This is a genomic window from Paraburkholderia kururiensis (genome assembly GCF_034424375.1).
Lineage (GTDB): Bacteria > Pseudomonadota > Gammaproteobacteria > Burkholderiales > Burkholderiaceae > Paraburkholderia > Paraburkholderia kururiensis_A.
In genome coordinates this window covers 3673267-3694717 of record NZ_CP139965.1, presented here as the reverse complement: position 1 = coordinate 3694717, position 21451 = coordinate 3673267, and the positions used below count along the sequence as shown (strand labels likewise).

Below are 21451 nucleotides of genomic sequence, written 5' to 3'. Positions count from 1 at the left end.
ATTTTACCACCGACGCGGGGCCGCCCCGACCTGCGGCGAGGGTGTCATGGAGCCGGCGATGGGCGGTGTGTGCACGTCAGACGGGCACGGAATGACGCCCGGCAGTGCTCCAGCGGTCACGCCGCAACGGCACGCCGCCACGGCGGGTTCCGTGGCCCCCGCTAGAATGCAGGCTTTCGCGGTGCGCTCGCCGCGCCGGCCCCTTTACCCCACGCCGCCCGCCATGGAACTCAAGTGGCTCGAAGATTTCGTTTCGCTCGCCGAAACCCGCAGTTTCAGCCGGTCCGCGGAGTTGCGGCACGTCACCCAGCCGGCCTTCTCGAGGCGTATCCAGGCGCTGGAAGCGTGGCTAGGCACGGAACTGATCGACCGTTCGGTTTATCCGACGCGTCTCACGTCTGCCGGCCAGGTGTTCTACGAGCAGGCGCTCGCGATGCTCTCGCAGTTTCATGAGGCGCGCACGCTGCTGCGCGGCCACATGGCGACGCCCGCGGCCACCATCGAATTCGCGGTGCCGCACACGCTGTCGCTCACGTACTTTCCGCGCTGGCTGCAACGCATCGAGGCGCAACTGGGCCCCGTGCATGCGCGGCTGCGCGCGCTGAACGTGCACGACGCGCTGCTTTCGCTGGTGGAAGGCGGCTGTGATCTGGTGATGGGCTATCACCATCCGAGTCATCCTGTCGCACTGGACCCGGCGCGTTACGACATGCTCACGCTCGGCACCGAGCCCATCAGCCCGTTTTCCGCGCCGGGCCGTGCGGGCCGCCCGCGCCACACGCTGCCGGGCACGCCGGATGCGCCAGCACCTTACCTGTCGTACACGCCGAACGCGTACCTTGGGCGCATGACCGAAGTGATCATCGCCAACGCGCCCACGCGGCTCTATCTGGACCGCATCTACGAGACCGATATGGCCGAGGGCTTGAAGGCGATGGCGCTGGCGGGCCACGGCATCGCCTTTCTGCCGCACAGCGCGGTGGAGGAAGCGGTGGCCGAGGGCAAGCTGATTCGCCTTGACCGCGCAACGCGCGGCGTGCCGCAGGACCGCTTCACGCTGACCATGGAGATCCGGCTCTATCGCGACAAGCTTGCGGCGCAGGGCGACGACCCGCGTCACGAGCTGATGAGAAAGCTGTGGGATGTCGTGTCGGCGGAACTGGTCCAGGACGCGGGCCCGCGCACGTGAGCGTGGCGCCTGCGGCAGGCTTTTTCGCTTTTGCCGACGTTATGCAAGAAAAACATAACGCAATGACCAAACGGCATTGGATTTCGGCACATCGATTTTCGACAATGGCGACCATTCGTTGACCGCTGGAGCGTTCATGTCTTCCCAACCGCAGTCCGCAGTACCTGATCTTTCCATCCCCTCGTATCTCAACGCCGACAACCTCGGCCCCTGGGGCAACTATCTGCGCCAGGTGGACCGTGTCGCGCCCTACCTCGGGTCGCTCTCGCGCTGGCTCGAAACGCTGAAGCGCCCGAAGCGCATTCTCATTGTCGACGTGCCCATCGAGCTCGACAACGGCACCGTCGCGCACTTCGAGGGCTATCGCGTGCAGCACAACGTCTCGCGCGGTCCAGGTAAGGGCGGCGTGCGTTACCACCAGGACGTGACGCTCTCGGAAGTGATGGCGCTCTCCGCGTGGATGTCGGTGAAGAACGCGGCCGTGAACGTGCCGTACGGCGGCGCGAAGGGCGGCATCCGTGTCGATCCGCGCAAGCTGTCGCGCGGCGAACTGGAGCGCGTGACGCGCCGCTACACGAGCGAGATCGGCATCATCATCGGACCGAACACCGACATTCCGGCACCGGACGTCAACACCAACGAACAGGTGATGGCGTGGATGATGGACACGTACTCGATGAACCAGGGCCAGACGGCCACCGGCGTCGTGACCGGCAAGCCGATCGCGCTGGGCGGCTCGCTCGGCCGCCGCGAGGCGACGGGCCGCGGCGTGTTCGTGGTGGGCTGCGAAGCCGCGCGCCGCACCGGCCTTGCGATCGAAGGCGCGCGCGTGGCGGTGCAGGGCTTCGGCAACGTGGGCGGCATTGCGGCGCGCCTGTTCCAGGAAGCGGGTTCGAAGATCGTCGCCGTGCAGGACCATACCGGCTCGCTGTACAAATCGAGCGGCATGGACGCCGCCGCGCTGCTGGAACACGTGGCGAAGACGGGCGGCGTGGCCGGCTTCACGGGCGCCGACCCGCTCGCGAACGACGAGTTCTGGACGATCGAGACCGACATCCTGATCCCGGCGGCACTGGAAAACCAGATCACTGAAAAGAACGCCGGCAAGATCCGCACGAAGATCATCGTGGAAGGCGCGAACGGCCCGACCACGACCGCCGCCGACGACATCCTCCACGACAAGGGCGTGCTCGTGATTCCCGACGTGGTGGCCAACGCGGGTGGCGTGACGGTGTCGTACTTCGAATGGGTGCAGGACTTCTCAAGCTTTTTCTGGACCGAAGAGGAAATCAACCAGCGGCTGGAGCGCGTGATGCGCGAGGCATTCGCCGCGGTCTGGCAGGTGGCGAGCGAGCACAACGTGTCGATGCGTACCGCCGCGTTCATCGTGGCGTGCAAGCGCATTCTGATGGCGCGCGAACTGCGCGGCCTGTACCCCTGATTTAACCTGCAGCGAGTGTTACCGGAAGCGGACGGCGTCGCGACGATGCCGTCCGCTTTTGCGCACCAGGAGGCGTTGGTCTGACATGGTTAACAACAATAACTTTCAGTTAAATTACTTTGATACACTGCGCCCGTTCTAGCCAAGGAGATCAGAATGAAGGTTAAAAAAGCTGCGCTGCTTCTCGCCATGCTCGGTTTCGCTGCCTGCGCCGCGAATGCACAGGAAGGCGGTACGTTGAAGAAGATCAAGGACACGGGCGTGATCGCGCTGGGTCACCGCGAATCGTCCATTCCGTTCTCGTATTACGACGACAAGCAGAACGTCATCGGCTACTCGTACGAGTTCCAGATGAAGGTGGTGGACGCGGTCAAGCAGAAGCTGAACATGCCGAATCTGAAGGTCAAGTTCATCCCCGTTACGTCGCAGAATCGTATTCCGCTCGTGCAGAACGGCACGGTGGATATCGAGTGCGGCTCCACCACGAACAATCTGGAGCGCCAGCAGCAGGCTGCGTTTTCGGACACGATCTTCGTGATCGGCACGCGCCTGATGACGAAGAAGGATTCGGGCATCAAGGACTTCGCCGACCTGAAGGGCAAGACCGTCGTGACGACGGCGGGCACCACGTCGGAACGCCTGCTGCGCAAGATGAACCAGGACAAGAACCTGGGCATGAACATCATCAGCGCGAAGGACCACGGCGAGTCGTTCCAGACGCTGGAAACGGGCCGTGCCGTCGCGTTCATGATGGACGACGCGCTGCTTGCAGGCGAACGCGCGAAGTCGAAGACGCCGGGCGACTACGTGATCGTGGGCGCACCGCAATCGCGTGAAGCGTATGGCTGCATGATGCGCAAGAACGATCCCGAGTTCAAAAAGGTGGTGGACGACGCGATCGCGAAGGTCGAGACGTCGGGCGAAGCCGACCAGATCTACAAGAAGTGGTTCGAATCGCCGATCCCGCCGAAGGGCCTCAACCTGAACTTCCCGGAGAGCGACGACATGAAGGCGCTCTTCAAGAGCCCGAACGACAAGGCAATCGACTAAGCAGTCTCGAACGCCTACGTTGAACAGAACGGAAGAAGCCTGTGCTTCTTCCGTTCTTTTTGTTGGAGAGTCTTCGCCATGTCTTACCACTGGAACTGGGGCATTCTGCTGAGTCCGGTTTCCACCGGCGAGCCCACGACCTACCTCGGCTGGCTGCTGTCCGGCATGCGCGTGACGGTCACTGTGGGGCTGGTCGCCTGGGTGATCGCGCTCGTCGTCGGGTCGTTGTTCGGTGTGCTGCGCACGGTGCCGAACAAGTGGCTTGCGGGCATCGGTACCGTCTACGTTGCGATCTTCCGCAACGTTCCGCTCATCGTGCAGTTCTTCGTCTGGTACTTCGTCATACCGGAACTCGTGCCCAAGGCGCTGGGCGACTGGTTCAAGCAGTTGCCGCCGGGTGCGCAGTTCTTTTCCGCTTCGGTGATCTGTCTGGGCCTCTTTACTGCGGCTCGCGTGTGCGAGCAGGTGCGCTCGGGCATCAACGCGCTGCCGCGCGGCCAGCGCGCCGCAGGGCTCGCGATGGGCTTCACGCAGTGGCAGACCTATCGCTACGTGCTGTTGCCGGTTGCGTATCGCGTGATCGTGCCGCCGCTCACGTCGGAGTTCCTCAACATCTTCAAGAACTCGGCGGTGGCGTCCACCATCGGTCTGCTCGACCTTTCGGCGCAGGCGCGGCAACTCGTCGACTACACGGCACAGACGTATGAGTCGTTCATCGCCGTCACGCTCGCGTACGTGGTAATCAATCTCGTGGTGATGACGCTGATGCGTTTCGTCGAGCAAAAAGCGCGGCTGCCAGGCTACATCGGAGGCAAGTGATGAGTCATCAATTCGACTGGAGCGGCATTCCGGGCGCGATGCCCACGCTCGCCACGGGCGCCGTGGTCACGGCCAAGATCACCATCATCGCGATCGTGATCGGCATTGTCTGGGGCACGCTGCTCGCGCTCATGCGCCTGTCCGGCGTGAAGCCGCTCGAATGGTTCGCGAAGAGCTACGTCACGGTGTTCCGCTCGATACCGCTCGTGATGGTGCTGCTGTGGTTCTTTCTGATCGTGCCGCAGGTGTTGCAGAACCTGCTGGGCCTGTCGCCCGATATCGACATCCGCTTTGCGTCGGCGCTCGTCGCGTTTTCGCTGTTCGAAGCCGCGTATTACTCGGAGATCATTCGTGCCGGCATTCAGGCCGTGCCGCGCGGTCAGGTCAACGCGTCGTTCGCGCTCGGCATGACGTATGGGCAGGCCATGCGTCTCGTGGTGCTGCCGCAGGCGTTTCGCGCGATGGTGCCGCTGCTGCTCACCCAGGCCATCGTGCTCTTTCAGGACACGTCGCTCGTCTACGTGATCAGCCTCGCCGATTTCTTTCGCACCGCGACGAATATTGGCGACCGTGACGGCACGATGGTCGAAATGGTACTGTTCGCCGGTGCTTGCTACTTCGTGATTTGCGTGGTGGCGTCGGGCCTCGTCAAGAGTCTTCAGAGAAAGGTCGCAAGATGATTTCCATCAAGAATGTTTCCAAGTGGTACGGCCACTTTCAGGTACTCACCGACTGCACGACGGAAGTGAAGAAGGGCGAAGTTGTCGTGGTGTGCGGCCCGTCGGGTTCGGGCAAATCGACGCTCATCAAGACCGTGAACGGCCTCGAGCCGTTCCAGAAGGGCGAGATCCTCGTGAACGGCCAGTCCGTGGGCGACAAGAAGACCAATCTGTCGAAGCTGCGCTCGAAGGTGGGCATGGTGTTTCAGCACTTCGAACTGTTCCCGCATCTGTCGATTACCGAGAACCTCACGCTCGCCCAGGTGAAGGTGCTGGGCCGCTCGAAGGACGAGGCCGCGGCCAAGGGCGTGAAGCTGCTCGACCGCGTGGGCCTCAAGGCGCATGCCGACAAATACCCGGGCCAGCTTTCGGGCGGTCAGCAGCAGCGCGTGGCGATTGCGCGCGCGCTTTCGATGGACCCCATCGCAATGCTGTTCGACGAGCCGACCTCGGCGCTCGACCCCGAGATGATCAACGAAGTACTCGACGTGATGGTGGAGCTCGCGCAGGAAGGCATGACGATGATGTGCGTGACCCACGAAATGGGCTTCGCGAAGAAGGTCGCGCACCGCGTGATTTTCATGGACAAGGGCGTCATCGTGGAAGACGACCGCAAGGAAGACTTCTTCGCCAACCCGAAGTCAGACCGCGCGAAGGACTTCCTCGCGAAGATCCTGCACTGAGGGCTGTTACGGCGTATGCGGCTCGAGCGGCCGCGTACGCCGTTCAAGACTCGACGGCCGCCCGGTCGTCGTCCGCTTCGAAATCCACGGCCGCTTCGGCTTCCATCTTTGCTTGCACCTGCGCCGCCTGCGCAACCGTGCTGGCCGACGCGGACTTGTCGCACTCCGGATGGCGCAGTTTCTCCAGCACCGAAGCCGGCACCGGCACGTTCGTGCGCGCAATCACTTCCCCGTGCTGGAACATCAGCAGGTCGCCGGGCGCAAAGCGCGTCCAGACCTCGTCGTCCGTGAGCGGCTGCGTGGCGATGACGGCGACGCGGTCCTCCGGCGTGGTGTATTTGGCGAAGTCGATGGAAACGTCGGCGTCCACGAGATGGGCTGTCGAAAACGGCCAGCTGCGCACCAGGTAGTGCAGATGCGTCGAGCAGTGCGCGAAGAGCGCCTGGCCGTTCGACATCAGGAAGTTGAATACGCCGTACTGGGTGATCTCGCGTGTGAGCGACGCGACGGCATCGAAGAGTTCCTCGAGCGGCGGCTGTGCGCCGGGAAACGCCTTGCGCAGCCCTTCGAGAATCGCGCAGAACGCCAGTTCGCTGTCTGTCGTGCCCACCGGCTGGTAGACGCCGCAAAGGGCGGGGCGGTAGCCCTGCAGGTCGCCGTTGTGGGCGAAGATCCAGTGGCGGCCCCACAGTTCGCGCAGAAACGGATGGCAATTCTCGAGCAGGATGTGCCCCTGCGTCGCCTTGCGAATATGCGCGATGGTGTTCTTCGATTTGATCGGATAGAGCTTCACCATCTCGGCGAGCGGTGAAGTGGCGGACGACTGGTGGTCGATGAAGAGCCGGCAGGCCTTGTCCTCGAAGAACGCGATGCCCCAGCCGTCGGCGTGGTGATCGGTGACGCCGCCGCGCGCCGCAAAACCGGTGAAGGAGAACGTGACGTCCGTCGGCGCGGCGCAGTTCATTCCGAGAAGTTGGCACATGGTGCGGAAGCGGAGCGCGGGCCTTAGGTGCGGCCCGGTACAATAACGATTTTCCAAGGATAGCACCGAGCTACGCGCGTCAAATTGGAAAATTGGTGGCCAAATGGCTGTCAGTTTCTCACTGTTGCGCGATGTCCACGGCGTGCCGTGGACGAGGTTTCAGGCTCATGCCGAACGTGGCCGTGTACGCGCCGCCTTTCAGTCCTGTCCCCGTGGTCCGTTTCCCTTCTCTGTTGCCATGAACGCTTCCGCTCCCGTCATCGACACCCTGACCCTCGCCCGCCCCGACGACTGGCACCTGCACGTGCGCGACGGCGCCATGCTGGCCGCGGTGCTGCCGCATACGGCGCGCCAGTTCGGCCGCGCGATCATCATGCCAAACCTCAAGCCGCCCGTGACCACCACGGCGCTAGCGCAGGCGTATCGCGAGCGGATCGTGGCCGCGATTCCGGCCGGCGTGCTCTTCGAGCCGCTGATGACGCTCTACCTCACGGACAACACACCGCCCGACGAGATTCGCCGCGCCCGCGAAAGCGGCTTCGTGCACGGTGTGAAGCTCTATCCGGCTGGCGCCACGACGAACTCGGACGCGGGCGTGACCGACATCCGCAAATGCGCGAAGACGCTCGAAGCGATGCAGGAAACGGGCATGCCGCTGTTGGTCCACGGCGAAGTGACTCACGCCGAGATCGATCTGTTCGACCGCGAGAAGGTCTTCATCGACCGAGTGATGACGCCGCTGCGTCGCGACTTCCCCGAACTGAAGGTCGTGTTCGAGCACATCACGACGAAAGAGGCCGTCGACTACATCCGCGCGGACGGCGCGAAGCCGGGCCTGCTCGGCGCGACCATCACGGCGCATCATCTGCTCTACAACCGCAACGCGATCTTCCAGGGCGGCATTCGCCCGCATTACTACTGCCTGCCGGTGCTCAAGCGGGAGACGCATCGCGTGGCGCTCGTGGATGCCGCGACGTCGGGCGACCCGCGCTTTTTCCTCGGCACCGATAGCGCACCGCATCCGAAGGGCCTCAAGGAGCACGCGTGCGGGTGCGCCGGCTGCTACACGGCGCTGCATGCGCTCGAACTTTACGCTGAGGCCTTCGATCAGGCGGGCGCGCTGGACAAGCTGGAAGGTTTCGCGAGCTTCTTCGGGGCGGACTTCTACGGTCTGCCACGTAACACCGAGCGCGTGACGCTGCGGCGCGAGACGTGGACGCTGCCGGCCGAAGTGGCCGCCGGCGACACGCCCGTGGTGCCGCTGCGCGGCGGTGAGTCGATCGGCTGGCGGCTGGTCTGACGGCGGCGATGGCGCCCACGGCGGTTGCGGGTGGTGCGGTGGAGACGGCCGGCGCGGTGACGCCGATGGACCTGGCGGCCATCGGCGAGTCGCAAAAACGGCTTGCGTCTGCGGATCGGGTCGAGCCGCCAAATCGTGGCCTGGCGGCGGGCGCCCGGCGCGGTGGCGGCGACCCGGGGAGCTTCGGCCAGATCGATTGGTCGCAGCCGTGGTTCAACCAGTTCGTCCCACGCGGTGTCCGCTGGCAGCGGGCGGCGCTCGAAGGCTACGCACCGTTTCTCGCCGAACTCAATGCCGACGCACGAGCAACAGGGCAGACCACCGGCCGGGGCCGGCCGCTCGGGTTCATCGCCCAGGACGATCTGCCGGCCGGCACCGCATACGAGGCCCACATCGCTGCCACGGGTTGCGTGCCGACGCGGTACAACCTTCATGACTTCTTCAACGCACTGGCGTGGTTCTCCTTTCCGCGCATCAAGGCAGCCCTGAATGCACGACAGGCCGAGCAGATCGACGCGCTCGGCGTAGGCCCCACGCGCGGCGGCGTTCGGGACGCGCTGACGCTGTTCGACGAGAACGCCGTGATCTTCGCCAGCGCGAACCTTGAGCAGACAACCGCGTTGCGCAACTTCGACTGGCACACGCTTTTCGTCGCGTGCCGCGCCGGTTGGGGCGAGAATTGCGAGGTCCGATGCTTCGGGCACGCGCTGCTCGAAAAGCTCATGGTGCCGTTCAAGGCCTGCACGGCGCACGCGTGGGTGGTCGAGGTGCCGGCCGCGTATTTTTCGTGGGATAGACCGCAGCGCGACGCATGGCTCGACACGGCCGTGAGCGAGGCAGTCGCGCGCGACACCGAACTCAGCGGTCAGCGCTTTGCGCCGTTGCCCGTGCTCGGCATTCCCGGCTGGTGGGCCGCGAACGAAACTGCCGGGTTTTACGACGACCCCTCGGTATTTCGCAAGGGACGGCGGCAACGCCAGGCGGCACGGCTTGCCTGAACCTGTTGCAAATGATCGATTGCCCCACATGTTAAGATCGCGCTTCGCAAAGCAGGCCGGGCAGTCGCGGCCTCGCTGGCCTCGGCCGGCGGGGGCGAGGAAAGTCCGGACTCCATAGGGCAGGGTGATGGCTAACGGCCATCCGTGGCGACACGCGGAACAGGGCAACAGAGAACAGACCGCCGATGGCCCGGCTCAGCCGGGATCAGGTAAGGGTGAAACGGTGCGGTAAGAGCGCACCGCGGCTGCGGCGACGCAGACGGCACGGCAACCTCCACCCGGAGCAATTCCAAGTAGGCAGGCGCGTATCTTCGCGATACAGGACGGGGCCCCCGTTTCGTCTGCGGGTAGGAAGCTTGAGCGCGCCAGCAATGACGCGCCTAGAGGAATGGCTGCCACGCGCGCAGTGCCGCAAGGCCCCGCGCGTGCACAGAATCCGGCTTACAGGCCTGCTTTGCCGCTTTATTCAGAGAAAATGCCGACGTCGATTACCGACGCCGGCATTTTTTTGCCCGCACCGAACGGCCGTCGGTGCAAGCGATACGGGCTGGACGCAGCCGCCCGTCCGGCTCTCAGACCGCGACGATATCGAACGAGTGCGTGAGTTCGGCCGTTTTCGCGAGCATGATCGACGCCGAGCAGTACTTGTCGTGCGAAAGATTGATCGCCCGCTCGACGGTGGCCGGGTTCAGATTCTTGCCCGTCACCGTGAAGTGAAAGTGGATCTTCGTGAAAACCTTTGGGTCTTCGCTCGCGCGGTCGGCCTTCAGCGTCACGGAGCAGCCGCTCACTTCCTGGCGGCTCTTCTTCAGGATCATCACGACGTCGTACGCCGTGCAGCCGCCCGTGCCGAGCAGGACCATTTCCATCGGACGCGGTGCCAGGTTACGACCGCCGCCTTCGGGCGCGCCATCCATGGTCACGAGGTGGCCGCTGCCGGTTTCGGCGGCAAACGCCATCCCTTCGCCCATCCAGCTTACTTTGCATTCCATGCGTGTACTCCAGCCGTGCGGCTCAAACGTCAAGGCGGCAATTGTAGCCCGGCGTCTTCAGCGGTGTTTCGTGGCATTCCCGGCGTGTCCCCGCCTGGCTTCAGGACGTTAGTTCATCAGACCGCCGCCTTGCCTTTTCGCGAAAACGTGTGAACCAACAATAGCCCGCCGTCCCGATTCTTTAGGCGTTTTACTCTAGACCGGGCCTGCCGCCTCGGCCGCGACCGGCGCTAACGGGCTGATTTCCTTGAGGGTGGGACTTCTCGCTGTGTGAAGCGCATCGTTTCATATTGTGGTTGGGGATTTCGCAATGCAAATCTTCTTGCGTTGCACAAGCGCGGTCCGTATAATTGTGTTCATCGGTGATCGAGTTGTTCGTCACCTCAGCATGTCTCCTCCACCCTCCTCCTTTGGTGGATTAAGCCCGGACCCAAAGCGTTCGGGCTTTTTTTCGTCCATCCCTAGCATGACTTCTGTGCCCCTCGCCGACGGTAAGTGTTCACTCCATCGGCAACGCGACGCCTCTTTGCCGCCAGGTCAGGCCGGCTTTGACGTAGCCGTCCAATTTCCTTTATAATTCAGGGCTTTTCCGTATCATGCCCACGGAAGAAGAACAGGGAGAGCCTGCGCCAGCGCCTCGGAGCGCTTTTCAACAAGCAGGAAAGAACACAGGGCACTGCATTTTTATTGGATCGATCATGAAGACGTTTTCCGCAAAAGCCCATGAGGTGACGCGTGAATGGTACGTGATTGACGCGACGGATAAGGTTCTCGGCCGTGTCGCCAGCGAAGTGGCACGCCGTCTGCGCGGCAAGCACAAGCCTGAGTTCACCCCGCACGTCGATACCGGCGATTTCATCATCGTCGTCAACGCGAGCAAGCTCAAGGTCACGGGCAACAAGACCACCGACAAGAAGTACTACCGTCACTCGGGCTACCCGGGCGGTATCTATGAAACGACGTTCGGCAAGATGCAGGAACGCTTCCCGGGCCGCGCGCTCGAGAAGGCAGTGAAGGGCATGCTGCCGAAGGGCCCGCTCGGCTACGCGATGATCAAGAAGCTGAAGGTCTACGCCGAAGCAACGCATCCGCACTCGGCTCAGCAGCCGAAGGCGCTCGAGATCTAAGGGGAGCCCACATGATCGGTAACTGGAACTACGGTACGGGCCGCCGCAAGAGCGCAGTCGCTCGTGTCTTCATCAAGTCGGGTAAGGGCGAAATCGTCGTCAACGGCAAGCCCATCGCCGACTACTTCTCGCGTGAAACTTCGCTGATGATCGTGCGCCAGCCGCTCGAGCTCACGAACCACGGCGCCACGTTCGACATCAAGGTGAACGTGACCGGTGGCGGCGAGACGGGTCAGGCAGGCGCCGTGCGCCACGGCATCACCCGCGCGCTGATCGACTACGACGCGACGCTGAAGCCGGCACTGTCGAACGCCGGGTTCGTCACCCGCGACGCGCGTGAAGTGGAACGTAAGAAGGTTGGTTTCCACAAGGCACGCCGCCGCAAGCAGTTCTCGAAGCGTTAAGCGCTTCGCTGGCCGTCCCGCGCACATTGGGCGCGGGGTGCCGCGACTGCAAAAGCCGCCCGCGCAGATGCGCCGGCGGCTTTTTCGTCTGGATAGCCGGCCGTACGGAGAACCCCTTGATTTTGTGGGCTTAAAGCACGACTTTGGGATCAGTCCTACAATACCGACTAAAGGCTTTTTTGGAGAGTTCGAATGAACGCTGTGACCGACACCCCCGTGACCGACATGCCGGGTCCCTTCGTCTTCACGGACGCAGCCGCTGACAAGGTCAAACAACTGATTGACGAAGAAGGTAACCCCGAGCTGAAGCTGCGCGTGTTCGTGCAAGGCGGCGGCTGCTCCGGCTTTCAATACGGCTTCACGTTCGACGAGACGACCAACGAGGACGACACCGTGATGGTGAAGAACGGCGTCCAGTTGCTGATCGACGCCATGAGCTACCAGTACCTGGTGGGCGCTGAGATCGACTACAAGGACGACCTCAACGGCGCGCAGTTCGTCATCAAGAATCCGAACGCTACGACTACCTGCGGGTGCGGATCGTCGTTCTCGGTCTGATCGCATCAAGGTTGTACGGCGACGGCCGTATCGAAAAAACGGGGCGCGAAGCCCCGTTTTTTATTGCTGTCTTAGCGTCGACGCAGCGTATGCCCGTCGCGGCGTCCCTCAGTGCGGATAGATCGCACCAAGCACCCGTTCCCCTTCTGCGCCCGTCACCGCCGGCAGATTCCCCGGCTCGCGCGTGATACAACGCATGGCGAGCCAGGCGAAAGCGAGCGGCTCCACCTGATGCGGCGGCACGCCGAGCGCCTCGGTAGTCATCACCGGCACGCCCGCCACGCCGCTTGCCTGGAGCGCGTCCTGCAGCGCCTGCAACAGGCCGGGATTGCGCGCCCCGCCGCCGCAGACGTACACGGCGCGGCAGTCCGAGGCGTGGCGCTCGATCTCGCGAGCCACGGTCACAGCCGTAAGCGCCGCCAGCGTAGCCTGCACGTCCTCGGGCGGTATGGTTTCGTAGCCGCGCAGCTTGCCATCGAGCCACGCTGCGTTGAAAAGGTCGCGCCCCGTGCTCTTGGGCGGCTTCTGCTCGAAGAACGGTTCGTCGAGCAGCGCGTTGAGCAGCGGCTGGTGAATCTGGCCGCTCGCGGCGAAGTGGCCGCCTTCGTCGTACGGTTTGCCGATGTGCCGGCTGGCCCACAGATCGAGCAGCGCATTGGCCGGACCGCAGTCGAAGCCGCGTACGGAGCCGGACGCATCGAGAATCGTGATGTTGCTGATACCGCCCAGGTTGCACACCACGCGCGTTTCGCTTCGCGAGCCGAATACCGTGGCGTGGAACGCGGGAACGAGCGGCGCGCCCTGGCCGCCTGCCGCCACGTCGCGGCTGCGGAAGTCGGCGACGACGTCGATATGGGTCATCTCGGCGAGCAGCGCCGGATTGTTGGTCTGCCGAGTGAAGCCGACTTCGGGACGGTGACGCACCGTTTGTCCGTGCACGCCGATGGCACGCACCTGGCCGGGCGACAGATTGCCGGCACGCAGCAGTTCGTGGCAGCAGACCGCGTAGCGTGCCGCGAGCGCATTGGCCGCCAGGGCCTCGCGTTCGATCTCGTTCTCGCCGGGATGCTGGAGCGCGAAGAGGGCGTCGCGCAGGCCGTCCGCGAAGCCCACGAAAGCCTCCGCCCGGACCACCGGCGGCCTGCCATGCTCGAACTGGACCGCGATGCCGTCCACGCCGTCCATGCTCGTGCCGGACATCAAGCCGAAATACAGGCCGTCGGCGGCGTGCCGTGCCGCTCGTTCATCGTCGCGCTGGGACACGTCTTCACTCCTTTCGTCGAAGTCGTTGCGGCGCTGTGGCCGCGTGTGTGCGTCAAGCGATTATCGGCTATCAGCGCGAGGCCGGGCGCGTAAAACGGGCGTGATCTTCCGGAAGGGTGCCGTCTTGCGTCGCGACCTTTTCCCGGGCCGCGAGCAAACATCGGCGCGGCAAGGGGAATCACGTAAAATCGCATGTCTGACTTCAAGTTACGTTACAGCATGAGCACCGAGTCCCCGTCCCAAGCCGCCCCCGCCTTTCCGATCACCGACGAAGTGCGTCACGCGCTCGCCGTCGCCAAACGCGGCGCCGATGAACTGCTGATCGAAGAAGAGTTCGTGCAGAAGCTCGCGAAGAGCGCCGCCACGGGCACGCCGCTGCGTATCAAGCTGGGCCTCGACCCGACCGCACCGGACATCCATATCGGCCACACGGTGGTGCTGAACAAGATGCGCCAGTTGCAGGACCTGGGGCACACCGTGATCTTCCTGATCGGCGACTTCACGTCGCTGATCGGCGATCCTTCGGGGCGCAACGCGACGCGGCCGCCCCTCACGCGCGAGCAGATCGAGTCGAATGCGAAGACTTATTTCGATCAGGCGGCGCTCGTGCTCGATCGCGAAAAGACCGAAATCCGCTTCAACAGCGAGTGGTGCATGCCGCTCGGCGCGGACGGCATGATCAAGCTCGCGTCGCGCTACACGGTGGCGCGCATGCTGGAGCGCGAAGACTTCACGAAGCGTTTCCAGGGCGGCGTACCCATTTCGATCCACGAATTTCTGTACCCGCTCATGCAGGGTTACGACTCGGTGGCACTCAACGCCGACCTGGAACTGGGCGGCACGGATCAGAAGTTCAACCTGCTGGTGGGCCGCGAGTTGCAGAAGCAGTACGGCCAGGACCAGCAGTGCATCCTGACGATGCCGCTGCTCGAAGGTCTGGACGGCGTCGACAAGATGTCGAAGTCGAAGAACAACTACGTGGGCATCAGCGAAAAGCCGAACGACATGTTCGGCAAGCTCATGAGCATCTCCGACACGCTGATGTGGCGCTACTTCGAGCTGCTTTCGTTCCGCCCTATGGACGAGATCGCGCGTTTCCGTCGCGAGGCGGAAGAGGGCCGCAATCCGCGCGACTTCAAGGTGATGCTGGCCCAGGAAATCGTGGCGCGCTTTCATTCGCAGGGCGATGCCGAGCGGGCGCTCGAAGACTTCAATCACCGCGCGAAGGGCGGCGTGCCGGACGACATTCCCGCCGTGACGCTGCCGGGCGCACCGCTCGCCGTTGGCCAGTTGCTCAAGCAGGCGGGCCTCGTCCCGTCGACCAGCGAAGCGCTGCGCAATATCGAGCAGGGAGGCGTGAAGATCGACGGCGCCACGGTTTCGGACAAGGGGCTGAAGGTGGAAGCGGGCGAGTACGTCGTGCAGGTGGGCAAGCGCCGCTTCGCGCGCGTGACGCTCACAGCATGATTGCGCTGATCCAGCGTGTGCGGCGCGCCGATGTGCGCGTCGCTTCACCCGACGGCGGCGAGCGCGTCACCGGCGCCATTGGCGCCGGGCTGCTCGCGCTCGTGTGCGCCGAACGCGGTGACACGGAGGCAATGGCCGACCGGCTGCTCGCCAAGGTGCTCGGCTATCGCGTCTTCAGCGACGCGGCGGGCAAGATGAATCTCTCCGTGCAGAACATCGACGGCGCAGGGCAGGCGGGTGGTCTGCTGCTTGTCTCGCAATTCACGCTTGCCGCCGATACCAACAGTGGCCTGCGTCCCAGCTTCACGCCGGCTGCCCCGCCCGAAGAAGGGCGTCGGCTGTTCGACTACTTCGTTGCGGCGGCGCGCTCCAAGCATCCCATCGTGGAGACCGGCGAGTTCGGCGCCGAGATGCAGGTCTCGCTCGTCAACGACGGCCCCGTCACGTTCTGGCTGCAAGTGCGCAACTGAAGCGGCCCTCCGTGGCGTGCCGTTGTGCCTGAGAGCGCCCGCCTCGCCCCGCCATCGTGGACGCGGCGCGGCTTTTGCGACAATGTCCGCTTTCCAGGACTGCCGCCTTGGGCGGCGCCACCCTCTTCCCCATGTCCACTCAGATTCTCTTCATCCGCCACGGCGAAACCGAATGGAACCGCATCAAGCGGATTCAGGGGCACATCGACATTCCGCTCGCGGCAAGCGGCGAAGAACAGGCGCGGCGGCTCGCGGCGCGTTTTTCGCGTGAGGCGGCGGACGGCGCGAAGCTGGACGCCATCTGGTCGAGCGACCTGCAACGCGCGCGGCAGACGGCCGAGCCCACCGCCGAAGCGCTGGGTCTCTCGATCACGCTTTCCGAAGGGCTGCGCGAACGTTCTTACGGCGCGTTCCAGGGGCACGACAGCGAAGAGATCGCCGCTCGCTTTCCCGACGAATACGTGCAGTGGCAGACGCGCGATCCCGGCTTCGTCCCACCCGACGGCGAGTCGCAGCGCGCGTTCTATCACCGCGTGTTGCATGCGCTCGAACCCATCGTGGCGGCGCATCCCGGCGGGCGCATTGCGTGCGTGACGCATGGCGGCGTGCTGGACTGCATCTATCGCTTCGCACGAGCGTTGCCGCTGCAAGCGCCGCGCGAATGGCCGCTGCTCAACGCGAGCGTCAACGTGGTGGATTTCGAGGCAGGGGCGGCGCGCATCATCTCCTGGGCCGATGTCGCTCATCTTGGCGGACAGAGCGCCGACGATAATTTGAAGAAGGCACCCTGATCGCTGAGCCCGCGCCGGAGCTTTACCGCTCAGGCCGCATTCAATCGTCGTGATGCGTACCTGCGGCGACCCGCCGACGTGCGCGCTTCGACACGCCGTTCGTCAGCGCCCATCGCATCACCGGCGCGACTGCGCGCATGCCGGGCCGCACCATCATCCGCCGCATGCCTGAAAACGTATCGAAGCCGAGCATCCGTTGAGCCCAGTCGGGCAGCAGGTCTACGCCCGCGTTGAGCATGAGTAGCCCGGCGGGCCGCATGGCGGGACTGGGCGGTAGCGCATGCATGAGAATGCGCACGACTTCGCGTGTGCGGTCGCTGACTTCGAGTTCCGGTTGCATTGCGAGCAGCCAGGCGTCGACGGCTGCTCGCGAACGTGGGACGTCCGTTGCCCCCAGCATTCCGGCAATGCGGGCGGTTTCCGCGAAGTACTGATCCTGAGCGGCGATGGGCAGGCCGGGATTCACGTAGCGCAGATGGGCCGCCAGAAAACTCGACACTTCGGCGACGTGGACCCACGTCAGCAACGTGGGGTCGTTCGCGCGGTACGGACGCCCGTCCGGCGCCGTACCCGTCACGCCCAGATGGATCTGCTTCACGCGTTCGATCAGTGCGAGGGCATCGCGCCGGCTGCCGTAGGTGGTGCCCGCGATGAACGTTGCCGTACGCCGCAGGCGGCCGAGAATGTCGGTGCGAAACGCCGAGTGGTCCCAGACTCCCGCGAGCGCGAGCGGATGCAGCGTCTGCAGCATCAAGGCGCTGATGCCGCCAGCCATCATCGACGTGAAGTCGGCATGGACTTTCCAGCACACCGCATCGGGTCCGAACAGTCCGGGGTCGCCTGGTGGAGACGAGTAGTCCAGCTTGGGTCCGCCGCCGCTTGTGAGATGCGTCACTGCGTCGGCGAGCTTCGAACGCACGCGTTGTGAGAGCTGCGCGGCGAACCCGCCGCTTTGCCTCGTGCCGGGCGTGCTGCTGCGGTGGCTGGCGTCGTCGGACATGGCGTGCTTACGCTCAAGCTGTCTTGTGCGGCGTCAGGGCGCGTCGCTGTCCCAAAGGCCGCGCACGGGGTTCGACGCCTCTGGAGCGGAGAGCCCGAAATGCCGATAGGTGAGGAGCGTTGCGACCCGTCCACGCGGCGTGCGCTGCAGATAACCCTGTTGGATCAGGTAGGGCTCCAGCACGTCTTCGATCGTGTCGCGCTCTTCGCCGATGGCTGCCGCGAGATTGTCGACGCCTACCGGGCCGCCGTCGAACTTGTGCAGGATGGCTTCGAGCAGCTTGCGGTCCATCAGGTCGAAGCCGACGGGGTCGACGTCCAGCATGGCCAGCGCCGCATCCGCGACCTTGGCCGTGATGTTGCCGTCTGCCTTCACTTCGGCGAAGTCGCGCACGCGGCGCAGCAGCCGGTTCGCGATACGGGGTGTGCCGCGCGAGCGCCTCGCGATTTCGAGCGCGCCATCCGGATGGATCTGCGCGCCGAGCAGCGAAGCCGAGCGCCGCACGATGCGCGACAACTCTTCCGCGTTGTAGAACTCCAGCCGCGCCACGATACCGAATCGATCGCGCAGCGGGTTGGTGAGCATGCCGGCCCGCGTAGTGGCGCCCACGAGCGTGAACGGTTGCAGGTCGAGCTTCACGCTGCGCGCGGCCGGCCCTTCGCCGATCATGATGTCGATCTGGTAGTCCTCGAGCGCCGGATACAGGATTTCCTCGACGACCGGCGAGAGCCGGTGAATTTCGTCGATGAACAGCACGTCGTTGGCTTCGAGGTTGGTGAGCAGCGCCGCGAGGTCGCCGGCGCGCTCCAGCACCGGCCCCGAGGTCTGCCGCAGATTGACGCCCATTTCACGCGCGATGATGTGCGCGAGCGTGGTCTTGCCGAGGCCCGGCGGTCCGAACAGCAAGACGTGGTCGAGCGGCTCCGAGCGGCGCTTCGCTGCCTCGATGAAGATTTCCAGCTGGCCGCGCACCTTTTCCTGGCCGACGTACTCCTCGAGCTGGCGCGGACGCAGCGCGCGCTCGAACGCTTCCTCGTTCGGAGAGACGGGCGTGGCCGCGATGATGCGTTCGGCGGCGAGTTTGTCGGTTTCGATCATGCACGCATTGTACCGCGCGCTGCCGGCCGGCAAAGCTGGCCGAACGGCCAGGTGGCGAGGGCAGGCGCTGCATGCGAAGCTTGGTCCGTATGCGGCGAGGCACTACCGACGTACCGGCGTCAGGTCGCCCGAGGCCACCGGCCGTCGGTCGACCTTTACGCCTTGGAAAGCGCCTTCAGCGCGAGCTTGATGCCCTCGGAAACCCCGGTGCCGGCCGGCACGTTCTTGATCGCCGCCAGCGCTTCTTTTTCGGAGTAACCCAATGCGAGCAATGCATTCAGGATGTCAGACGCGTGATCCGATGCGGACACCGTTGCTGCTGCCGCGCCCAGGTCGGCGCCCAGCTTGCCCTTCAGTTCGAGCAGCAGCCGTTCGGCCGTCTTCTTGCCGATGCCGGGCACCCGCGTGAGGCGCGCCGCGTCCTGCAGCGTGACGGCCTGGGAGAGCTCCTGCACGCTCATGCCCGAGAGCACGGCAAGCGCCATGCGTGCGCCAATGCCCGTGATCTTGAGCAGTTCGCGGAAGGTCGCGCGCTCCTGGGCCGTACCGAAGCCATACAGCAGGTGGGCATCCTCGCGCACCACCATGTGCGTGAGCAGCGCCACCTTCTCGCCGGTGGAAGGCAGGTTGTAGAACGTGCTCATCGGCACGTCGACTTCGTAGCCAACGCCGTTGCAGTCGACGAGCAGATGAGGCGGATTTTTTTCCAGCAGGACACCGGCGATGCGACCGATCATGGCGAATTCAATGAGAACGGAAAGCGCGAGTGTAGCTCAGCGACATAGGTCTGCGGCACGCAGCGGCGTAGCTGAAAAGTGGGACCTTGCGGTGAACGGCGCTGGCTTGCCGGCGACACCGCCTTCAGCCCACCAGTCGTCCGCGCCGCACGCGCAGGCCCTTTTTCGCGAGGGATGGTGCAATGCCGCCCAGGGTCGCAAGCGTGTCGCCGCCGTGCGCGTGGCAGATGGCCATGCCGAGCGCGTCGGCGGCGTCAGTGCCCGGCACGCCGGCGAGACTCAGCAGGCGCACCACCATCTGCTGCATCTGTTCTTTGGTCGCGCGGCCGTAGCCCACCACCGCCTGCTTGAGCTGCAGCGCGGTGTACTCGGCAACCGGCACGCCGCCTGCCACGAGTCCGCAAATCGCGGCGCCGCGCGCCTGACCGAGCAACAGCGTGGATTGCGGGTTGACGTTGACGAAGACTTTCTCGATAGCCGCCTGATCCGGCGCGTGCTGGCGAATGAGGGTGGAGATACCGTCGAAGATGGTGCCGAGCCGGGTCGGCAAGTCGGCATCGGCGGTGCGGATCACGCCGCTCGCGACGTAGGTGAGCTGGTGGCCGGTCTGGTCGATTACGCCGAAACCGGTTACACGCAAGCCGGGGTCGATGCCGAGAATTCTCATGAAATGCACTGCTGACGGAATGCCTGCGATGGTACAACGAATGCCCGCCGCGCCCGCACAAAAAAACACCCCGCAGAGGCAAGCCGCCTGCGGGGTGTTTCGCGGCCTGGAAGGCCGGTGCGACTCAGTGCCGGAAGTGGCGCACGCCGGTCAGCACCATCGCGATGTTGTGCTCGTCAGCGGCGGCGATCACCTCGTCGTCACGCACCGAGCCACCGGGCTGAATCACGCAGGTCGCGCCCGCCGCCACCACCACGTCGAGGCCGTCGCGGAACGGGAAGAACGCGTCCGATGCCACTGCGGAGCCACCCAAGGTGAGGCCCGCGTTCTGCGCCTTGATGCTCGCGATGCGCGCCGAGTCCACGCGGCTCATCTGGCCCGCACCGACGCCGAGCGTCATGCCGTTCGCGCAGAAGACAATCGCGTTCGACTTCACGAACTTCGCCACGCGCCATGCGAAGAGCAGGTCGTCCATTTCCTTCGGCGTGGGGTGGCGCTTCGTCACCACGCGCAGTTCGCGCGGCTGCACGTTCTTCGAGTCGAGCGATTGCACGAGCAGACCGCCGCCCACACGCTTCAGGTCGAACGCGTTGAAACCCGTGCCGAGCGGAATCTCGAGCAAACGTACGTTCTGCTTCGCCTCGAACACTTGCCGCGCGGCGGCGCTGAAGGCCGGCGCGATCAGCACTTCGACGAACTGCTTCGCCACGGCCTGGGCGGCGGCCTCGTCCACTTCGCGGTTGAACGCGATGATGCCGCCGAACGCCGAGGTCGGATCGGTCTGAAACGCCTTCGCATACGCTTCGTGCGGGTTGGCGCCCACCGCGACGCCGCACGGGTTGGCGTGCTTGATGATGACGCAGGCCGGCGCGTCGAAGGTCTTCACGCATTCCCAGGCGGCGTCCGAGTCTGCGATGTTGTTGTACGACAGTTCCTTGCCCTGCAACTGGCGATAGTTCGCAAGCGCGCCTTCGGGCACTGCGAGGTCACGATAGAACGCGGCGCTCTGATGCGGGTTTTCGCCGTAGCGCAGGTCCTGCACCTTGTCGAACGCGAGGTTCAGCGTGGCCGGATACGTGTTGCGCGACGTATGCGAAAGCGAATCGGTGAGGCTCGTCAGATAGTTCGTGATCGCGCCGTCGTATTGGGCCGTGTGCGCGAACACTTTCGTTGCGAGGCGGAAGTTCGTCTTGTAGCTCACGGTGTTGCCGTTCGCGCGCATTTCGTCGAGCACCGTTGCGTAGTCGGACGGATCGACCACCACCGTCACGTCGCGATGGTTCTTCGCCGCCGAGCGCAGCATGGTGGGGCCGCCGATGTCGATGTTCTCGATGGCTTCTTCCAGCGTGCACTCTTCCTTCGCCACCGTCTGCACGAACGGGTACAGGTTCACGACGAGCAGGTCGATGGTCGGAATGTCGTGCTTGTCCAGCGCCGCCATGTGCTCCGGCAGATCGCGGCGCGCGAGGATGCCGCCGTGCACCTTCGGGTGCAGCGTCTTCACGCGCCCGTCGAGCATTTCCGGAAAGCCCGTGTAGTCGGCCACTTCGGTAACGGGAAGGCCAGCGTCCGCGAGCAGTTTCGCGGTGCCGCCGGTCGACAGGATCTTGACGCCGAGGTCCGACAGCGACTTGGCGAAGTCGACGATGCCTGACTTGTCGGAAACGGAGATGAGCGCTTGCTTGATCATGATGGG

22 protein-coding genes and 1 other RNA gene are annotated in these 21451 nt (G+C 64.5%); 15 read left to right on the top strand and 8 right to left on the bottom strand.

Annotated elements, in window-relative coordinates:
• The first annotated feature begins 223 nt into the window (after positions 1-223).
• The 6 genes from U0042_RS16460 (at position 224) to U0042_RS16435 (ending at position 5901) form a co-directional block, all read left to right on the top strand.
• Complete coding sequence (locus U0042_RS16460) at positions 224-1189, top strand: LysR family transcriptional regulator (RefSeq protein WP_114813411.1); 966 nt, start codon at positions 224-226, stop codon at positions 1187-1189.
• A 136-nt stretch (positions 1190-1325) separates the two neighbouring features.
• Entirely contained in the window at positions 1326-2630 is a 1305-nt protein-coding gene (locus U0042_RS16455) for a Glu/Leu/Phe/Val family dehydrogenase (protein WP_114813414.1), read from the top strand.
• Between the two features lie 156 nt (positions 2631-2786).
• A complete protein-coding gene (locus U0042_RS16450; RefSeq protein ID WP_114813291.1) occupies positions 2787-3680 on the top strand; it encodes a glutamate/aspartate ABC transporter substrate-binding protein in 894 nt (297 codons plus the stop codon).
• A 78-nt stretch (positions 3681-3758) separates the two neighbouring features.
• On the top strand, positions 3759-4499 hold the full coding sequence (locus U0042_RS16445) for an amino acid ABC transporter permease (RefSeq protein WP_114813293.1): 741 nt from the start codon (positions 3759-3761) through the stop codon (positions 4497-4499).
• Positions 4499-5179 carry a glutamate/aspartate ABC transporter permease GltK gene (gltK, locus tag U0042_RS16440; RefSeq protein WP_114813304.1) on the top strand — a complete coding sequence of 227 codons (681 nt, stop codon included), beginning with the start codon at positions 4499-4501 and terminating at the stop codon, positions 5177-5179. The genes U0042_RS16445 and gltK overlap by 1 nt, the downstream gene beginning before the upstream one ends.
• Positions 5176-5901 carry an amino acid ABC transporter ATP-binding protein gene (locus tag U0042_RS16435; RefSeq protein ID WP_114813306.1) on the top strand — a complete coding sequence of 242 codons (726 nt, stop codon included), beginning with the start codon at positions 5176-5178 and terminating at the stop codon, positions 5899-5901. The genes gltK and U0042_RS16435 overlap by 4 nt, the downstream gene beginning before the upstream one ends.
• Positions 5902-5944: 43 nt before the next feature.
• On the opposite strand, the gene U0042_RS16430 is transcribed toward U0042_RS16435, so the two are convergent.
• On the bottom strand, positions 5945-6883 hold the full coding sequence (locus tag U0042_RS16430; protein WP_114813308.1) for a class II glutamine amidotransferase: 939 nt from the start codon (positions 6881-6883) through the stop codon (positions 5945-5947).
• A 238-nt stretch (positions 6884-7121) separates the two neighbouring features.
• Here U0042_RS16430 and pyrC point away from each other — a divergent pair, with 238 nt between their 5' ends.
• The 3 genes from pyrC to rnpB all read left to right on the top strand — a co-directional run bounded on the left by pyrC (position 7122) and on the right by rnpB (position 9641).
• The gene (pyrC, locus tag U0042_RS16425) at positions 7122-8183 is read left to right on the top strand and encodes a dihydroorotase (protein ID WP_114813310.1); all 1062 of its coding nucleotides are present in this window, start codon (positions 7122-7124) and stop codon (positions 8181-8183) included.
• Between the two features lie 8 nt (positions 8184-8191).
• Positions 8192-9181: a DUF3025 domain-containing protein gene (locus U0042_RS16420; protein ID WP_232833484.1), complete on the top strand. Its 990-nt coding sequence runs from the start codon at positions 8192-8194 to the stop codon at positions 9179-9181.
• A gap of 48 nt (positions 9182-9229) precedes the next feature.
• Positions 9230-9641, top strand: an RNA gene (gene rnpB / locus U0042_RS16415) — RNase P RNA component class A.
• Between the two features lie 112 nt (positions 9642-9753).
• On the opposite strand, the gene U0042_RS16410 is transcribed toward rnpB, so the two are convergent.
• Positions 9754-10173 carry an OsmC family protein gene (locus U0042_RS16410; RefSeq protein ID WP_114813312.1) on the bottom strand — a complete coding sequence of 140 codons (420 nt, stop codon included), beginning with the start codon at positions 10171-10173 and terminating at the stop codon, positions 9754-9756.
• A 698-nt stretch (positions 10174-10871) separates the two neighbouring features.
• Between U0042_RS16410 and rplM the strand changes: the two genes are divergently transcribed.
• From rplM to erpA, 3 genes are all read left to right on the top strand, one after another.
• Positions 10872-11300: a 50S ribosomal protein L13 gene (rplM, locus tag U0042_RS16405; protein WP_017777021.1), complete on the top strand. Its 429-nt coding sequence runs from the start codon at positions 10872-10874 to the stop codon at positions 11298-11300.
• Positions 11301-11311: 11 nt separating this feature from the next.
• Positions 11312-11704 carry a 30S ribosomal protein S9 gene (gene rpsI, locus U0042_RS16400; RefSeq protein ID WP_114813314.1) on the top strand — a complete coding sequence of 131 codons (393 nt, stop codon included), beginning with the start codon at positions 11312-11314 and terminating at the stop codon, positions 11702-11704.
• A gap of 192 nt (positions 11705-11896) precedes the next feature.
• Complete coding sequence (erpA, locus tag U0042_RS16395) at positions 11897-12262, top strand: iron-sulfur cluster insertion protein ErpA (protein WP_114813316.1); 366 nt, start codon at positions 11897-11899, stop codon at positions 12260-12262.
• A gap of 108 nt (positions 12263-12370) precedes the next feature.
• Here erpA and U0042_RS16390 read toward each other — a convergent pair whose 3' ends face one another.
• Positions 12371-13525 (bottom strand): anhydro-N-acetylmuramic acid kinase, encoded by a 1155-nt coding sequence (locus U0042_RS16390; protein ID WP_114813318.1) that lies wholly within the window; start codon positions 13523-13525, stop codon positions 12371-12373.
• Positions 13526-13744: 219 nt separating this feature from the next.
• Between U0042_RS16390 and tyrS the strand changes: the two genes are divergently transcribed.
• From tyrS to U0042_RS16375, 3 genes are all read left to right on the top strand, one after another.
• Positions 13745-14992: a tyrosine--tRNA ligase gene (gene tyrS, locus U0042_RS16385; RefSeq protein ID WP_114813320.1), complete on the top strand. Its 1248-nt coding sequence runs from the start codon at positions 13745-13747 to the stop codon at positions 14990-14992.
• On the top strand, positions 14989-15462 hold the full coding sequence (dtd, locus tag U0042_RS16380; protein ID WP_114813322.1) for a D-aminoacyl-tRNA deacylase: 474 nt from the start codon (positions 14989-14991) through the stop codon (positions 15460-15462). The genes tyrS and dtd overlap by 4 nt, the downstream gene beginning before the upstream one ends.
• A gap of 131 nt (positions 15463-15593) precedes the next feature.
• Entirely contained in the window at positions 15594-16253 is a 660-nt protein-coding gene (locus U0042_RS16375) for a histidine phosphatase family protein (protein WP_114813324.1), read from the top strand.
• 40 nt (positions 16254-16293) lie between these two features.
• Here the strand turns inward: U0042_RS16375 and U0042_RS16370 are convergent, their stop codons facing one another.
• The 5 genes from U0042_RS16370 to purH all read right to left on the bottom strand — a co-directional run bounded on the left by U0042_RS16370 (position 16294) and on the right by purH (position 21445).
• A complete protein-coding gene (locus tag U0042_RS16370) occupies positions 16294-17253 on the bottom strand; it encodes an oxygenase MpaB family protein (RefSeq protein ID WP_232833485.1) in 960 nt (319 codons plus the stop codon).
• Between the two features lie 33 nt (positions 17254-17286).
• Positions 17287-18351, bottom strand: a complete 1065-nt coding sequence (gene ruvB, locus U0042_RS16365) for a Holliday junction branch migration DNA helicase RuvB (protein WP_114813326.1) — start codon at positions 18349-18351, stop codon at positions 17287-17289.
• A gap of 155 nt (positions 18352-18506) precedes the next feature.
• On the bottom strand, positions 18507-19088 hold the full coding sequence (gene ruvA / locus U0042_RS16360) for a Holliday junction branch migration protein RuvA (protein ID WP_114813328.1): 582 nt from the start codon (positions 19086-19088) through the stop codon (positions 18507-18509).
• 124 nt (positions 19089-19212) lie between these two features.
• Positions 19213-19755, bottom strand: a complete 543-nt coding sequence (ruvC, locus tag U0042_RS16355; RefSeq protein ID WP_026121892.1) for a crossover junction endodeoxyribonuclease RuvC — start codon at positions 19753-19755, stop codon at positions 19213-19215.
• A gap of 124 nt (positions 19756-19879) precedes the next feature.
• A complete protein-coding gene (gene purH, locus U0042_RS16350; protein WP_114813330.1) occupies positions 19880-21445 on the bottom strand; it encodes a bifunctional phosphoribosylaminoimidazolecarboxamide formyltransferase/IMP cyclohydrolase in 1566 nt (521 codons plus the stop codon).
• Positions 21446-21451: the final 6 nt, after the last annotated feature.

Bases quoted from the DNA above. Each gene is read 5' to 3' on its own strand.
- ruvC (WP_026121892.1), bottom strand. From the start codon at position 19,755: ATGAGAATTCTCGGCATCGACCCCGGCTTGCGTGTAACCGGTTTCGGC.
- ruvA (WP_114813328.1), bottom strand. From the start codon at position 19,088: ATGATCGGTCGCATCGCCGGTGTCCTGCTGGAAAAAAATCCGCCTCAT.
- dtd (WP_114813322.1), top strand. From the start codon at position 14,989: ATGATTGCGCTGATCCAGCGTGTGCGGCGCGCCGATGTGCGCGTCGCT.
- tyrS (WP_114813320.1), top strand. From the start codon at position 13,745: ATGAGCACCGAGTCCCCGTCCCAAGCCGCCCCCGCCTTTCCGATCACC.
- U0042_RS16445 (WP_114813293.1), top strand. From the start codon at position 3,759: ATGTCTTACCACTGGAACTGGGGCATTCTGCTGAGTCCGGTTTCCACC.
- U0042_RS16460 (WP_114813411.1), top strand. From the start codon at position 224: ATGGAACTCAAGTGGCTCGAAGATTTCGTTTCGCTCGCCGAAACCCGC.
- rpsI (WP_114813314.1), top strand. From the start codon at position 11,312: ATGATCGGTAACTGGAACTACGGTACGGGCCGCCGCAAGAGCGCAGTC.
- erpA (WP_114813316.1), top strand. From the start codon at position 11,897: ATGAACGCTGTGACCGACACCCCCGTGACCGACATGCCGGGTCCCTTC.
- U0042_RS16410 (WP_114813312.1), bottom strand. From the start codon at position 10,173: ATGGAATGCAAAGTAAGCTGGATGGGCGAAGGGATGGCGTTTGCCGCC.
- pyrC (WP_114813310.1), top strand. From the start codon at position 7,122: ATGAACGCTTCCGCTCCCGTCATCGACACCCTGACCCTCGCCCGCCCC.
- purH (WP_114813330.1), bottom strand. From the start codon at position 21,445: ATGATCAAGCAAGCGCTCATCTCCGTTTCCGACAAGTCAGGCATCGTC.
- U0042_RS16435 (WP_114813306.1), top strand. From the start codon at position 5,176: ATGATTTCCATCAAGAATGTTTCCAAGTGGTACGGCCACTTTCAGGTA.
- gltK (WP_114813304.1), top strand. From the start codon at position 4,499: ATGAGTCATCAATTCGACTGGAGCGGCATTCCGGGCGCGATGCCCACG.
- U0042_RS16370 (WP_232833485.1), bottom strand. From the start codon at position 17,253: ATGTCCGACGACGCCAGCCACCGCAGCAGCACGCCCGGCACGAGGCAA.
- rplM (WP_017777021.1), top strand. From the start codon at position 10,872: ATGAAGACGTTTTCCGCAAAAGCCCATGAGGTGACGCGTGAATGGTAC.
- U0042_RS16450 (WP_114813291.1), top strand. From the start codon at position 2,787: ATGAAGGTTAAAAAAGCTGCGCTGCTTCTCGCCATGCTCGGTTTCGCT.
- ruvB (WP_114813326.1), bottom strand. From the start codon at position 18,351: ATGATCGAAACCGACAAACTCGCCGCCGAACGCATCATCGCGGCCACG.
- U0042_RS16420 (WP_232833484.1), top strand. From the start codon at position 8,192: ATGGCGCCCACGGCGGTTGCGGGTGGTGCGGTGGAGACGGCCGGCGCG.
- U0042_RS16455 (WP_114813414.1), top strand. From the start codon at position 1,326: ATGTCTTCCCAACCGCAGTCCGCAGTACCTGATCTTTCCATCCCCTCG.
- U0042_RS16375 (WP_114813324.1), top strand. From the start codon at position 15,594: ATGTCCACTCAGATTCTCTTCATCCGCCACGGCGAAACCGAATGGAAC.
- U0042_RS16430 (WP_114813308.1), bottom strand. From the start codon at position 6,883: ATGTGCCAACTTCTCGGAATGAACTGCGCCGCGCCGACGGACGTCACG.